Here is a 13,867-nt window from a genome sequence, read left to right on the forward strand (position 1 = left end):
AATACCAACTGTTTCATCTTCCCCATCATGTGTTGGTTTGGTCGTTGCTTCTGGTGGTCTTGCTGATAATACTAACGCAACAGCAGGAAATTTAAACGCTGTGACATCTCAAGGTGTGTTGGTTATTCGTAAAACAAGCACGCCAACAGGCAATTTGAGTGTGACATCGCATGCACTTGAAGTTGGTTATTGTGGTGGTGATGGCTTATATAACATTGTAGCACCTGACATACGTTTCTAAATATCAATCACGCGCCGCCCGGGCCCTCCGGGCGGTGTTTTCATTAGTTAATTAATAAATAATGAGGTGAAGATGGCTTTTGATATTCGTATAAATGGCGACATTGCCATATTGGTTTTGTCAGGTGATGTTGATTTACAAACAACGTCGGATATGAAGAATGACATCGTTGATATCATCGGCATTACGCAGCTGGATATTGATGCTTCTGACGTTACCTATATTGATTCGAGCGGCATTGCCGTGTTGCTTCTGGCACGCCAGCATTGTCTGCAAAATAATATCACCATCAATTTTATGACAGCCAGTTCGGCAATTTATCGTGTGTTGCAAATGGCCAAGCTGGAAACGATTTTGCCAATTACAAAGGTCATTGATCATGTCGAAGATACAGGTGCCCTGGGTCTAGGCGGCGGCGATGCTTTTTCTGCATCATTTGCTGGCGATGACCCCATTTCGCACGCCCAGCAAAATGACGACCCGCTTATGCAAAATCTGTTAGACGAGGCCGATACCATCTCAGATGACAATGAAGTGGAAACATTACTGCTAAATATGGACTCGCCGGAATTTGGGGCAACAGAAACGGCAAATACTCCCTTTGGTGAGGCGGTTTCTGATGAAGCGCTTACCAGAGCCTTGCTTGCTGATATTAAAGATCACGAAGATGACTTAAAAACCGATGTAAAACCTGCTGCCGGTATGTCGGTTGACCAGCCCAATCCGGTCGAGCATGGCGATGACCCAGATATGAGTTCGCTTAAACCTGGTAATTTTAGCTGAAACCAAGATGGCTGTTTCCGCTTCATCCATGACGTCAGTTAGTGACGGCAATATCACTTTGATGAACGGCATGGTTCAGCGATATGCCGAGACGGGCGATTATCTTGAAGGCTTGCGGTGGGCGATTCCACACATCCTTGATAATCTATCGGCTGAGGCTATTTCCCTGTTTTTACATCGCCCCGATCAAGCGGTGCTTGAATGTGTGATCTGCGACGGGCCTGTCAATATCACCGGTTTGAAAGTGCCGCACGGGCTTGGTCTGGTTGGCCGCGTCTTTCATGAAGGTAAATCCAATCTTGTCGCAGATGCCACCCATGATGATAGGCATTTTACCAAGGTTGATAAGCAAAGCGGGTTTAAAACCTTATCCACCGCCACGGTGCCTGTGCGTTTTGGCACAAAGTCCTTTGGCGTGATTCAGGCGATAAACCGCCGTCATAATCACCATATTCAGCATTTCCGGCAAAGTGATTTATCCTTACTTGAATCGTTGGCAGGGGCGCTGGCTTTGGCGATTTCGAATTTCCGTCTGGCTGAGCAGGTCACCAAAGATGCCTTGTTACGCCGCGATCTAGGGCAAGCACAAGAGGCGCAGGCACTTTTGATGCCTGTGCCCGAACAAGGCGGGTATGCAGCTGGTCAGACTTTGACCTCACGTCAGCTATCGGGTGATTTTTTTGACTATTTCATGGTTGGGAATCGTCTTGCCTTTTGTCAGGGTGATGTCGCGGGCAAAGGCATTGCGGCATCTTTGCTGATGGCACGTTGCATCGCTTTATTCAGATATCTTGCCCGCCAGAATTTCAGTGTTGAAACAATAGTCCGCACCATGAATGACGAGTTTATTAATCAGCCGTCAGGCCAATTTATTACCTTTGTCATGGGGTGGCTTGATTGTTCGACAGATGAAATAAAAATGATAAATTGTGGGCATACGCCGGTTGTCTGGGTCAAACAAGATGGCACGATCATCACAATTGCAGCACAGGTGGCGCCATTGGGCGTCATTCCGTTTGAAGATGATGATCTGCACCCGGCGCAAATCACCTTGGATTGTGGCTATCTATATCTAGCAACTGATGGCATCACCGAAGCCCGTAATCGGGGTTTGGAGCTGGGCATGTCTCGCTTTGTTACGCTTGTGAAAAATCTCAAAGGACGTGACGTTAGTGCCAAATTGAATGGCGTTATGCAGCTATTTGAAAAAGGCAATTTGGTGACGCATGATGATGCAACTTTGCTGGTCATTTCATCGGGTGAAGATGATGGCTAGCCAGCAAAACCCAAAGCTTCGTTTTGCCGCCATTGCGGCTAATCTTGCCCCCGCGCGTAATGCTGTGCGGCACTATATGGCGCGCAATGGCTGGCAGGATATGGAAATGGATGTAAGTATTGCGCTTGGCGAAGTGTTGCAGAATATTGTGCGACACGGATTCGCCGCGCATGACAAATCAGGCCATTTCGTTCTGCATCTAAAGGCAACCGATCTGCGGCTTTATATCGAAGTGGTTGATAATGCCTTACCGTCTGATCCGGCGACATGGACATCAGCAGGCAAGCCGTTACATGAAGGTGGGCATGGTTTGCGTTTGATAAAATCTATTGCGCATAAAGTTGATTTTATTCCCTTGAAAACAGGCAATAAGGTATGTCTGTATTTCTGGAAACGGTGAGGGCGGCATGGCTGATAAACTGGTGACGCGCCCCTATTGCCAAGAATGCCGCTTTTGGGATGTGATGCATGACCGTATCAGCACCAAGGCGCAAGAAGGCCGTTGTCGCCGTCATGCCCCGCATCCCGAAGCCCCGCTGGAAAGTTCATCTGTGATTTTTGATCGCGGTACGGTCTGGCCAGCCACATTTGATGATGATTGGTGCGGTGAAGGTCAGCATTTTGACAATGTTGATATTTTTGATGATGTCACATGACAGGCCAATCTTGCTGATAATGCCTCAAGTGTCTTGGCCAGTGCGATCTGTAATCCATGCACCCCATCCAGCGATGATACCCCGTCAAGCGACGCTGTTTTGCGCAGCACATCATGTAGCACTATATCATCATCCTGGTTGCGTATGACAAATCCCATTTCGACAATGGCATGCGCATCAGGCGTAAAAGCGAATAGACGCATATCAATGTCCATCGTGTAATCTGGATCTTGCATAGTTACATTTGTGCCAAAGCGGATATCGTAGCTGGCACTATCCAGCGTCTCGCTGATCGTGCGTTTTAATAACAAGGCCGGGGCGCTATGCCAGTAATGCCCGCGGTTTTCTTGTAGCTGGATCGGATCCGTAGCACTGATAATCACCAAAGCACGGCTTGACTGGATGCCGCGCATATCCAGCTTACGAAGCTGGATCGACGCCTCGGTGCCATAGCGGGTCGGCGGAACTGACGTTTCGATATTATAATGCGTGTCGGCCATGCGGGGGGCAGGGGATGTGCATCCCCCCATGCTGGTCAGTATCAACATAATGACGCTAAAGCGAATGGTAAAATGAGTCATGAGACAGCTCCCGGCATAAGTGATAACAATATTATTGCGACCCCATAATCAGCAGACTTGGATTGTCACGAATGCGCGCGGTCATTTCTTCAAGATTGAGGGATACATTTTCCATGCGCAGTAAAAAGGCTTCGACACGGTCTGAACTGGCCAGCGATAAATCCTGAATGACCTGGCTAGTGTGTGAACTGGTCGAAACGATATCATTCATCGTCGATACGGTTTCACTTATATCGTCAAGCACGCTATTGATATGCGTTGCATTCTGATTGTCGGTGATGTCTTCAATGTTGCGCACCGCGCGATTGGCGATTTCCAGCGTTGTTTGCAATTTGGCACTTGCTTGTTCAAAATGTGCCACTGCGGCGTTGATCCGTGCCATATTCATATCTGAAACAACGCTGTTGGTGCGCTCGGTGATGGCTAAGGCGACGTTTGACGTGTTTTCTATATTATCTAGCGTGCGGGTGATGGATGCGCTATTGCTGGCGCTGGCAACATTGGCAATGTTCTGACTTGCTTGTTTCATATTGGTCATGATCTCGGGTGCCTGTTGTGAAATTTGTGATGTCAGCCCCGTCATGCCTGCAAGTGCGTCTCTGCCTTCGCCATCTAGAATGTCACGGACTGTATCAAGCAAAGGCGCTAGATTCGATTGTGCGATCATAGTCAATTTATCGGCGGTGCGGCTGATTTCCGCCATCACATTAACAGCGTCTATTGATGGTATTTGCGATCCGACAGGCAAGCGTTCCCCCGACCCAGCTTTGATCTGAATGGCATTGGCTGACAGCAAGGATATGGCGGATATTTCGGCTATACTATCTTGGGGGATATGCCATCCGGATGTGATATCGAGATTGATGCGAAACCGCATGCCTTCATCGCTGGATATCGGCTCAATCGAGTCAACTGACCCAACCGTATAGCCTTCATAAACAACAACGGCACCGCTGCGGAGTCCGGCAACATTTAAAAAAAACGCGTGATAGCGGTCATACAGCCCCAACTGCCCGCGAACAATCACAAAAATTACTGCAATAAGAACGGCACCGCCAAGCACAAAAATCCCAGCCATAAGATCAGCTTGTTTCAAACGCATGGGATATTCCTCTGTTCATTAGGCTTCACCAAGAAGCCGTTTCAGATGTGCTTCCTGACTAATTGCTTCATCATCGGCAACACGGTTTATGAGATTTTGAATACGCTGATTAGCGCTGGTTTTTATGTCACGAACAGACCCTGAAAAAATGATATGTCCGCGATCAAGCACGATAATACGGTCGGCAATTTTAAAGGCGCTTTCCAATTCATGCGTCACCACCACAACACTCATTTGAAGGCTGTCTCGTAGTTTGATTATCAAGTCGTCAAGTGATGCCGAGATCACCGGATCCAGACCTGCCGAAGGTTCATCCATGAATACAATGCGCGGATCAAGCGCGATGGCGCGCGCAACGGCGGCACGTTTGAGCATACCGCCTGAAAGTGCCGATGGTAACAATGCCTCTTTGCCAAGCAATCCAACGAAATCAAGCTTCATTCGTACAATGATTTCAATCATATCAGGGGTAAGGTTGGTGTTCTCGATAAGCGGTAATGCCACATTATCGCCTACAGTTAATGACGATAAAAGCGCACCAGTCTGAAAGGCAACGCCGATATCTTTAAGCAGATGCAAACGGTCATATTCACCAACGTCATAAAGCGGCTGGCCGAATAATTTAACGTCACCACGCATGGGTGGTTTAAGGCCGATCAGATGCCGCAAAAAGGTTGATTTGCCGGATCCAGAGCCGCCCATAATCACGACAATTTCGTGCTTGTCGATATGTATGTTGCAATCATGAATAACGGCTTGTCCAGCATAGCCGCCATACAGATTTGTTACAGTGAGTGGTAACGGCATGGCAGATCCCTATAAAATCAGTGCAAACATAGCGTCGGCAGCAATGATCGCCGCGATACATGAAACGACTGACGATGTGGTGGCCGCGCCCAGGCGGTCGGCACCGCCAGAAACCCGAAGCCCTTTGCAGATGCCAATCAGCGCAATCAGCACCGCAAAGATGATCGCTTTGCCAAACCCATGTATCAGGTCGGTAATCGTCACAACCGCCAAAATATCTGCCCAATAGGCAGCAGGGGCGATACCAAGCACCGTATCAATATATAGGCTGGCTGCCCAGAAAGCGCTGACATTGGCTATCGCGACGAGGATCGGTAGGGCTAAAAGCAGAGCCACCAAAGCAGGCGCAACGACAAAGCGTATAGGTGATATACCCATGACCTTTAGCGCATCAAGTTCGCCATTCAACTGCATTGACCCGACTCGGCTTGTCAGTTGCGATCCTGATCGACCGGCAACAATGATGCCGGTGATAAGCGGCGCAAATTCCCGTGGAATTGACAAGGCCAAACCGAATGTAACTTGGCTTTCAGCACCAAAGATGCGAAGCGAATGCACCCCTTGAATCGACAACATTATGCCGATCGTTGCCGCCATCAAGATAACGACAGGTAAAGCATCGATACCACTTGATCTGATATCGCTCACTACATGCCGCAAGCGCACAGGTTGACCGCGCCGAAATCCAGAACATAAAAGCAATATGGCGGTGGCGAAAACCCGCGATATGAAACCTGAAAAAGCGACAAAATTCAAAGCCGTCATACCAATGCAGGTAAGGCGGTGATTAATCTTTTCGATAGCGCTCACGAGCTAAAAACCCCAGACAGTTTAACTTATAAATTAGGGTAAATTAATTAATTGGCATGAACGAAATCTGCATGACTTTAATTTTTTCTGCTTTCGCAGCAGATACGGTTGTTTTTGTTGTCTAGGCTTACTTTTTATCATAGGTTGGTTAATATACTTTTAACAATCGCGCCAAATTTATATTTGGTTTTGTCCTATCTGAGAAACGATGTTGGCTGCGAGTTGTTTGGTTTTGGCGCATAACCATTGGGTTAATGTCGTCTTGGGGGACCACAATTGACTGACCAGACGTCACAGCTTGGTAAAGCCGTATTTGTTGGCAACATTAAAGGTGGTGTTGGTAAAAGCACGATTGCTGTTTATCTGACAGATTATTTGCGCCATCGTTTCGCTGAACGCTCTATCATGCTGATTGATACTGATCCACAGGCGTCGGCTTTTGAAATGCTGGAACCGCATAGTAATGGGTCTGATATCAAATTCCTGCCGGTTGGTGATCGCTATGATGGCGTTAATGTGACCACCCTTGATGGTATTTTGCGTCGCATGCTGGCTGAAGATAACTCATTGACCATCGTCGATACGGGTGCTGGCAAAATGGGTGATATCTGGCAGATGGCGATGATGTGCAACACAATGATTGTGCCAACATCAATGTCATGGACCGATTTACGTCCGACAATCGACTTCATCAAGGAAGTTGACGAGCGCAAGGCTGATTTTGGCCGGATAACACCACATGTGATTGTTGTTCCTAACCGTACATCGCCAAGCCAACGTAATTTCAATGTGCTTGCAGAAGCCTTGCAAGAAGTGAATGCCATTATGGCACCGCCTATTTCGGACTTGTCCGCTGCGCGATCACGAAGTGCTGATTTTGGTGGTATCAAGGCTGTTGAAGGTACGCGTTTTCATACTGAAATCGAACGGCTTGGTGAATTTATTGTTGATTATGTTGTCAGCGGCGAACTCGATCGTATTTATCAGCAATAGTTGCCGCCCGCATGGGCATTTCGGTGTCATCATAGAGTGGCTTGGCTAGCTCAGGCGATAATAACAGGCAACTGGACGGGCTTTGCAAATTCCAATAGATTGGTTCTGTCGCACCCCGCGACGATTTTGGAGCATATTCAGTGCTGGCATATTTTGATTCCTTGCGAAAGCGACCTGACGTTCTGCTGATGGTATTTGCCGCGGCGATGCCTATCTCGTTTTTGTCCTGGTCTTTGCTTCTCAATAATTTCACCATCGAGGTGGCGTCTTTTACCGGGCGGGAAATCGGAATTTTGCAATCTCTTCGTGAAGTGCCGGGCTTTCTGTCATTTTTGGTTGTCTATATTCTTTTGGTGATTGCCGAACAAAGGCTGGCGTTTCTTTCATTGATAATATTGGGGGGTGGGGTGGCGATTACCGGCTATTTTCCAACCGCAATCGGGCTATATATCACCACCATCATATCCTCTATTGGCTTTCATTATTACGAAACCTGTAATCAGTCGCTTGCCTTGCAATGGCTGGATAAAAAGACCGCGCCGGCTGTTCTGGGGCGTATTTACGGGATTGGTGCCACCGCACAGGTGCTGACCTTGGGGTCAATTTTCATTGTCTATTTTATTACCAGTGGACAGGTCTCATGGTCTTTTCTTGCTGATTCTACGGGCCTCGTTACATCGAATGACACCTATAATATGATATATGTGGCCACAGGCATGATAACAGCCATTTTGGCGCTTGCGGCGTGGATTATCTTTCCGCATTTTACCGAAAAGGTGCGCCAGACACGCAAGATCGTCCTACGGCGGCGGTACTGGTTATATTATGGTCTGACCTTTCTGGCTGGGGCGCGGCGCCAGATTTTTCTGGTTTTTGCCAGCTTCCTCATGGTCGAAAAATTTGAATATTCCTTAATTCAGGTGACCGCGCTATTCCTGCTGAACGCGATATTTAACATCTGGTTTGCGCCTATCGTTGGCCGTTTGATTGGCCGTATTGGCGAGCGCTCGGCACTGGTGTTTGAATATGTGGGGTTAGTCTGTGTATTTGTTGCTTATGCCTTTGTAGAGAATGGCACCATTGCCGCTGGCCTGTATGTGGTCGATCATATGTTTTTTGCATTTGCCATTGCCATCAAGACCTATTTTCAGAAAATTGGCGATCCGGCGGATATGGCCAGCACGGCCAGTGTTGCCTTTACCATAAATCACATTGCTGCGGTTGTGGTGCCGGTCAGCTTTGGCTTCTTGTGGTTGACCATGCCCGAAGCGGTATTTTTGGCAGGCGCAGGCATGGCCGCATTATCGCTGATACTATCGCTTAACGTGCCGCGGCATCCGGATGCAGGTAATGAGGTTGTTTATGGTCCGCGGGGACAGGCTTTATCGCCAGCCACACAACCAGCTGAATGATATTCAGCTGCTGGACATCTGATCCGCGCTCAGACGCTTAGTTCGCGTGCCACCCATTTATGGAAATGATAGGTTGACTCGTCCATAACCGCAGAAAATTTACCGCCATCATAGGCAGGTGCCTTGCGCCCTTTTTGCATGCCTTCGACAACTGATATGTCTTCACTGAATACGGTTTGCCACATGCGGGCATTAGTGGCGCGCATCTCGGCATAATCATCGCTCAGGGCTAGGGGGTCGGTATAGTAAAGTTCAATCTGTTCATGGGTGTGGCCTGTGCCATCGGGGGTCAGCAAAATATTGAAATAATGATCCTTATGCACCCCAAGCAGGACATTCGGAAATAAGGCCACATATTCCGCGCCTGTATCCCATTGGCTTGACAGCTTGTCGAATGTCGGGAAGCGCGCGCCAGTGTCGGACACCTGCGGCGCATAGACCGTTGTGCCTTGTCCGGCATAATTGTCATGATCGAGGATATTATAATGGTCTTCGAGCCGTGAATAGCTGTTCAGGTCAGGGTGAATGAAGGGCAGATGATAGGCTTCGCAATAATTTTCAACTGCCAGCTTCCAGTTACATGCCAGATCGAAGCTAAAAGATGAATCGGCACCGCCATGATATAGCGGCTGGTCAAATTCACGCCAGCGCTCGATCAAAGCGGCCATCTGTGTGGTGAATGCGGGCGCATCTCCGCCGACATTGACAAAAACAATATCGTTCCAGACATGCGAGCGCACTTTGTTCAGGGGGTAATCGCAATGCTGCACGCTGTCCAGCGTATCAATATTCGGGCCGCCAATATGCGGGGTTTTACGCAGATTACCATCAAGGTCATAGCTCCACGCATGATAAGGACAGGTGATCGGGCCGCGCAACTGCTGGGGCGCATCAATCAGAATCATGCCGCGATGTCTACATACATTTTGGAACACATTTATATCGCCATTCTGAGTGCGTACCATAATCATCGGAATACCGAGAAAGTTTAGCGGCTTGACCATGCCGGGGTTGGCAACATCTTTGCCAAAGCCGATAGCGGCCCAGTTATTGCGGAATAGGGTGTCTTGTTCATGCTTGTATATCTGTTCGTCTATATAACATGCGTTCGGCAAACCGTTGGCGTGCTCGATAGGAGCGCTAACATTACTAAGATCAAGCATTAGAACCTCCATTTCTGTATTACTTCGGCAAGCCGAATGGAATTTAGACAATATACTTGTGTCAAACGCCAAGATACGATTGTCTGTTCAGACTGCGGCGTTACAAGTCGCTTTTAAGTAAATTACCATATTATGACCCCCGCCGTGCCCCCACTGGGACCGAACAAGTGAGATTATATGACCAACGCCGCTTTTATATTTGACCCACAAACCATTCATACGGCTTTGGATGAGCGATTTTATCGTGTTGTGAAGCCAGCGACATTTCCCAATCATATAATCCGTTACCGCAATCAGGATGCGGCAAATTCGGTTGGGCTTGCGGATCTGTCTGATACAGCTTGGAGCGATCATTTCGGGCGGTTTGTGCCGTTTGAAGGCAGTTTTTCAGCGCCTTTGGCATTGTGCTATCATGGCCATCAATTCGGTCATTATAACCCCGAGCTTGGCGATGGGCGCGGCTTTCTGTTTGCTCAGGCGCGCGCCACAGATGGTCGTCTGTTGGATATGGGAACAAAAGGCTCGGGCACAACGCCTTTTTCGCGCTCCGCCGATGGCCGTTTGACGCTGAAAGGTGCCGTGCGTGAAATTCTGGCAACAGAAATGCTACAGGCGCTTGGCGTTACAACATCAAAGACTCTGTCGGTTATTGAAACTGGTGAAGCACTAACACGTCATGACGAACCATCCCCAACACGATCGGCTGTTATGGTGCGGCTATCGCACAGCCATATCCGCATTGGCAGCTTTCAGCGGTTGTCCTTCATGGATGATGCCGATGGCATAGAAACCCTCACACGCCATGTTGTGCGGCATTATTATGCTGATGATCCGGTGCTTGATCCGGCGGCTGATTTTGACCAGCTGGTGCCACTATTTTTGCAAAAGGTTGCCACATCTATCGCCACTACAGCAGGCCAGTGGCTAGCGGCTGGCTTTGTGCATGGCGTCTTGAATACGGATAATTTCAATATTACCGGCGAAAGTTTTGATTACGGGCCCTGGCGATTTTTGCCGCATTTTGACCCTGGGCTTGTCGCTGCCTATTTTGATGAGACAGGCCGCTATGCCTATGGGCGTCAGGCGGATGCGGCCTTATGGGCGGTATGCCGCTTGGCTGATTGCTTTGTCCGCTTTGTCGCCAAGGATGTGATCGAGGATCGTCTGCGTGGCTTTTTCGCCGATATGGAAGTCAGTCTGGCGCGTCAGCTGCAATGGCGGCTTGGTATAGCGCTTGATGACCAGACCCAGGCAGCTGCGTTATGCCAGCATCTTTTCACCGCCGCCAAAGCTAGCAAGCTGGGCTTTGACCAGATTTTCCATGATCTATATGGCGGTGCTGATCGTGTTGGCACCTATGGCACTGATACGTGGAAGCCATTACTGGATATTATGACGGCGTCAAAACCAATTCATGATATGACGCATCCGCATTTTGCCCGCGCCGATGCGGTATCGATGACGATTGACGAGGTCGAGGCAATCTGGGCACCCATAGCCGAGGCTGATGATTGGTCAGCTTTGACGCGCAAGCTCGACGATATCAAAAGCCTGCGCGCGGCGCTTGCAGGGGCAGGTAGCACTGCGTAATCATGCCTAGGCCAGCGAGGCCTGCATGCCGCGATTCATCACCTCGCGCAGAATGAAGCTACTTTCCATGCGCAGAACATGCGGCAAGGCGGATAGATATTCAGCATGAATTCGGCCAAAATCGGCAACGTCGCGGGCGGATACGCGCAAGATATAATCATTTTCCCCAGCGATCAGGAAACAAGCCAGAACCTGGGGGATTTTGGCCACTTCAGCTTCGAATTCGGCCATCATATCGGCGGATTGTCCATGCAGGGTGATCTGCATAAGCACCAGAACATCATGCCCCAGCTTCGAGGCGTCGAGCGCCGCATAATAGCCCGCAATGACGCCTGACTTTTCTAATTGTGATACACGCCGCAGACAGGCAGAAGGCGACAGCCCCACATCGGCTGCTAGCTCAACATTTGAAATACGTGCGTTATTTTGTAACGCGCCGAGAATCGTAAGATCAATTTTATCCATATCGCACCTATGATCCGCATTTCTAATGAACAATGAATTCAAAAACAGAACTTTGTTGCGTGTTTTTCAGAAAATAACGAATTTTATTTATCATTATAGTAATACACCACAATAAAAAGCAAGGAAATGCCGCAGGTTTTTGAATATTATACACATATAGTCATTAACAAATCTTGGCGCGGCCAAGGGGTATGAGGAGCTTGTCATGCTTGTAGGTGTTCCAAAGGAAATAAAGACTAGAGAATTTCGCGTCGGCCTTGTGCCATCATCAGTTGCCGAGCTTGTTGGTCGCGGCCATAAGGTTCTGGTTGAAACCAATGCGGGTGCTGGAATTGGCGCGGGCGATGATGCCTATCGTGCTGTCGGTGCCGAGATCGCGGCCACTGCCGCCGACGTGTTCGCCGCCGCCGAGATGATCGTCAAGGTCAAAGAGCCACAGCCATCTGAATGGGTACAGCTATCATCCGATCAGATTCTGTTTACCTATCTGCATCTGGCGGCTGATGCGCCGCAGGCTTATGGGCTGGTTGATTCTGGCTGTACGGCCATTGCCTATGAAACCATCACCGATGATCAGGGCGGCTTACCGTTGCTGGCACCGATGAGCGAAGTTGCTGGCCGCTTGGCGGTTGTCGAAGGCGCGTCTCATCTAAAGGCGAATGCTGGCGGTCGTGGGATCCTGATTTCGGGCGTCCCAGGCACGGCACCTGCCGAGGTGGTCATCATTGGTGGCGGCGTTGTGGGTGTGAATGCGGCGAAGATGGCTGTTGGGCTAGGCGCGCGGGTCACGGTATTTGACCGGTCGGTGCCACGTTTGCGGTATCTGTCGGATATTTTCGGTAACGCGATCAGCACCCGCTATTCAAATAGTGCGGTTCTGGCCGAAGCGGTCAAACAGGCTGACATGGTGATTGGTGCGGTTTTGATTCCGGGGGCGAGTGCGCCCCAGCTGATCACCCGTGCCCAGCTATCGGGCATGAAGCCGGGCGCGGTGCTGGTTGATGTGGCGATCGATCAGGGCGGCTGTTTCGAAACGTCAAAGCCAACCACGCATGATGATCCGACCTATATCATTGATGATATTGTGCATTATTGTGTTGCCAATATGCCGGGTTCGGTGCCGCGCACCTCGTCCGAGGCGTTGAATAACGCGACCTTGCCGCATGTGCTGGCGCTGGCTGACAAGGGCGTTGCCGCGCTTGATGATGATCCGCATTTGATGCGCGGTCTGAATGTGCGCAAAGGCGAGATTGTGTATCAGGCGGTGCTTGATGCGCTAGGGTCGCGTTCGGCGGCTTAGACTGAACAATGTGTTTCCTCCTGGAAATGGGGACGGCTTTGCGGCTGTCCCCCTTTTTTTGGCCAGAACCCCGAAAAAGGGGTTGACCAATTCGCCGCATTAGAAGATAACCGCCCTGTTCTGGTGATGCACCGGACATCCCAAAGGTCACGCCTTACCATGGGCGAATGTGGGGCCATAGCTCAGCTGGGAGAGCGCGTGCTTTGCAAGCATGAGGTCGTCGGTTCGATCCCGTCTGGCTCCACCATCCTTTCTTCGTTACATAGCTTGAGTTTGCGGCGTTTTTGGCAGGGGATTTTGCGCATTAGCGGAAAATTAACCTCGTGCTGTTAGGCTGAGTGCAGGAGGACGCAAATGCGGTTCGGTCTGTTCAAAACATCACCAAGGGTGCGATTGGTAAAGCGTGAAGGCGGCGTGCCTGATCTGGCCAGCTTACCTGCTGGCGAACGTCAGGCCGTGCTGTGGTTCAAACCAATCGAATATCTATCTTGGGGGCATTTGGTGTTTATGCCGGTGGCTTATATTTTGATCCTGTTCTGGTCGCCTTATCATCATGCCTTTATCGTGACAGACTGGATCGCCAATATGTTGCCGCATCGTATTTTCGGTATTTTGACGGTGACACAGGAACAGCTGGATCATGCGGGTGCCACCTTGCCACGCGCCGCCTATATCCATTTTATCGTCG

16 protein-coding genes and 1 tRNA gene are annotated in these 13,867 nt (G+C 49.5%); 11 read left to right on the plus strand and 6 right to left on the minus strand.

The annotated features are described in order from the left end of the window. From ACTF7Q_RS08520 to ACTF7Q_RS08540, 5 genes are all read left to right on the plus strand, one after another. Positions 1 to 241 (plus strand): hypothetical protein (locus ACTF7Q_RS08520; RefSeq protein WP_438997418.1); only part of this gene is annotated, 241 nt, incomplete at its 5' end. 72 nt (positions 242 to 313) lie between these two features. Further along, positions 314 to 1,024, plus strand: coding sequence for an STAS domain-containing protein (locus tag ACTF7Q_RS08525; RefSeq protein WP_438997419.1), 711 nt, complete (start codon positions 314 to 316; stop codon positions 1,022 to 1,024). A gap of 7 nt (positions 1,025 to 1,031) precedes the next feature. Next, the gene (locus ACTF7Q_RS08530) at positions 1,032 to 2,300 is read left to right on the plus strand and encodes a SpoIIE family protein phosphatase (RefSeq protein ID WP_438997420.1); all 1,269 of its coding nucleotides are present in this window, start codon (positions 1,032 to 1,034) and stop codon (positions 2,298 to 2,300) included. Continuing rightward, on the plus strand, positions 2,293 to 2,700 hold the full coding sequence (locus ACTF7Q_RS08535; RefSeq protein WP_438997421.1) for an ATP-binding protein: 408 nt from the start codon (positions 2,293 to 2,295) through the stop codon (positions 2,698 to 2,700). Before ACTF7Q_RS08530 ends, ACTF7Q_RS08535 begins: the two co-directional genes overlap by 8 nt. A gap of 7 nt (positions 2,701 to 2,707) precedes the next feature. Next, entirely contained in the window at positions 2,708 to 2,956 is a 249-nt protein-coding gene (locus ACTF7Q_RS08540; RefSeq protein ID WP_438997422.1) for a hypothetical protein, read from the plus strand. Here the strand turns inward: ACTF7Q_RS08540 and ACTF7Q_RS08545 are convergent. The 4 genes from ACTF7Q_RS08545 to ACTF7Q_RS08560 are packed head-to-tail and all read right to left on the minus strand — an operon-like array spanning position 2,914 to position 6,256. Then, on the minus strand, positions 2,914 to 3,537 hold the full coding sequence (locus tag ACTF7Q_RS08545; protein ID WP_438997423.1) for an ABC-type transport auxiliary lipoprotein family protein: 624 nt from the start codon (positions 3,535 to 3,537) through the stop codon (positions 2,914 to 2,916). The two genes, ACTF7Q_RS08540 and ACTF7Q_RS08545, sit on opposite strands and share 43 nt — an antisense overlap. Positions 3,538 to 3,568: 31 nt before the next feature. Beyond that, positions 3,569 to 4,639, minus strand: a complete 1,071-nt coding sequence (locus ACTF7Q_RS08550) for an MlaD family protein (protein WP_438997424.1) — start codon at positions 4,637 to 4,639, stop codon at positions 3,569 to 3,571. Between the two features lie 18 nt (positions 4,640 to 4,657). Further along, entirely contained in the window at positions 4,658 to 5,446 is a 789-nt protein-coding gene (locus ACTF7Q_RS08555) for an ABC transporter ATP-binding protein (RefSeq protein ID WP_438997425.1), read from the minus strand. A gap of 9 nt (positions 5,447 to 5,455) precedes the next feature. After that, positions 5,456 to 6,256 carry an MlaE family ABC transporter permease gene (locus ACTF7Q_RS08560; RefSeq protein ID WP_438997426.1) on the minus strand — a complete coding sequence of 267 codons (801 nt, stop codon included), beginning with the start codon at positions 6,254 to 6,256 and terminating at the stop codon, positions 5,456 to 5,458. A gap of 276 nt (positions 6,257 to 6,532) precedes the next feature. Between ACTF7Q_RS08560 and ACTF7Q_RS08565 the strand changes: the two genes are divergently transcribed. Next, a complete protein-coding gene (locus tag ACTF7Q_RS08565) occupies positions 6,533 to 7,249 on the plus strand; it encodes a ParA family protein (protein WP_438997427.1) in 717 nt (238 codons plus the stop codon). Positions 7,250 to 7,389: 140 nt separating this feature from the next. Beyond that, the gene (locus ACTF7Q_RS08570) at positions 7,390 to 8,661 is read left to right on the plus strand and encodes an MFS transporter (protein WP_438997428.1); all 1,272 of its coding nucleotides are present in this window, start codon (positions 7,390 to 7,392) and stop codon (positions 8,659 to 8,661) included. Positions 8,662 to 8,690: 29 nt separating this feature from the next. On the opposite strand, the gene ACTF7Q_RS08575 is transcribed toward ACTF7Q_RS08570, so the two are convergent. Next, positions 8,691 to 9,824, minus strand: a complete 1,134-nt coding sequence (locus ACTF7Q_RS08575) for an aromatic ring-hydroxylating oxygenase subunit alpha (RefSeq protein ID WP_438997429.1) — start codon at positions 9,822 to 9,824, stop codon at positions 8,691 to 8,693. A gap of 177 nt (positions 9,825 to 10,001) precedes the next feature. Here ACTF7Q_RS08575 and ACTF7Q_RS08580 point away from each other — a divergent pair, with 177 nt between their 5' ends. Beyond that, positions 10,002 to 11,414 (plus strand): protein adenylyltransferase SelO family protein, encoded by a 1,413-nt coding sequence (locus ACTF7Q_RS08580; protein WP_438997430.1) that lies wholly within the window; start codon positions 10,002 to 10,004, stop codon positions 11,412 to 11,414. A 6-nt stretch (positions 11,415 to 11,420) separates the two neighbouring features. Here ACTF7Q_RS08580 and ACTF7Q_RS08585 read toward each other — a convergent pair whose 3' ends face one another. Continuing rightward, a complete protein-coding gene (locus ACTF7Q_RS08585; RefSeq protein WP_438997431.1) occupies positions 11,421 to 11,879 on the minus strand; it encodes an Lrp/AsnC family transcriptional regulator in 459 nt (152 codons plus the stop codon). A 205-nt stretch (positions 11,880 to 12,084) separates the two neighbouring features. On the opposite strand from ACTF7Q_RS08585, the gene ald reads away from it, so the two are divergent. The 3 genes from ald to ACTF7Q_RS08600 all read left to right on the plus strand — a co-directional run. After that, positions 12,085 to 13,179, plus strand: coding sequence for an alanine dehydrogenase (gene ald, locus ACTF7Q_RS08590; RefSeq protein WP_438997432.1), 1,095 nt, complete (start codon positions 12,085 to 12,087; stop codon positions 13,177 to 13,179). Positions 13,180 to 13,350: 171 nt separating this feature from the next. Beyond that, positions 13,351 to 13,426 (plus strand) — tRNA-Ala (locus tag ACTF7Q_RS08595). A gap of 107 nt (positions 13,427 to 13,533) precedes the next feature. After that, on the plus strand, positions 13,534 to 13,867 hold a 334-nt coding region (locus ACTF7Q_RS08600; RefSeq protein ID WP_438997433.1), incomplete at its 3' end, for a hypothetical protein.

This window comes from Puniceispirillum sp. (SeqCode), from assembly GCF_965657105.1.
GTDB lineage: Bacteria > Pseudomonadota > Alphaproteobacteria > Puniceispirillales > Puniceispirillaceae > Puniceispirillum.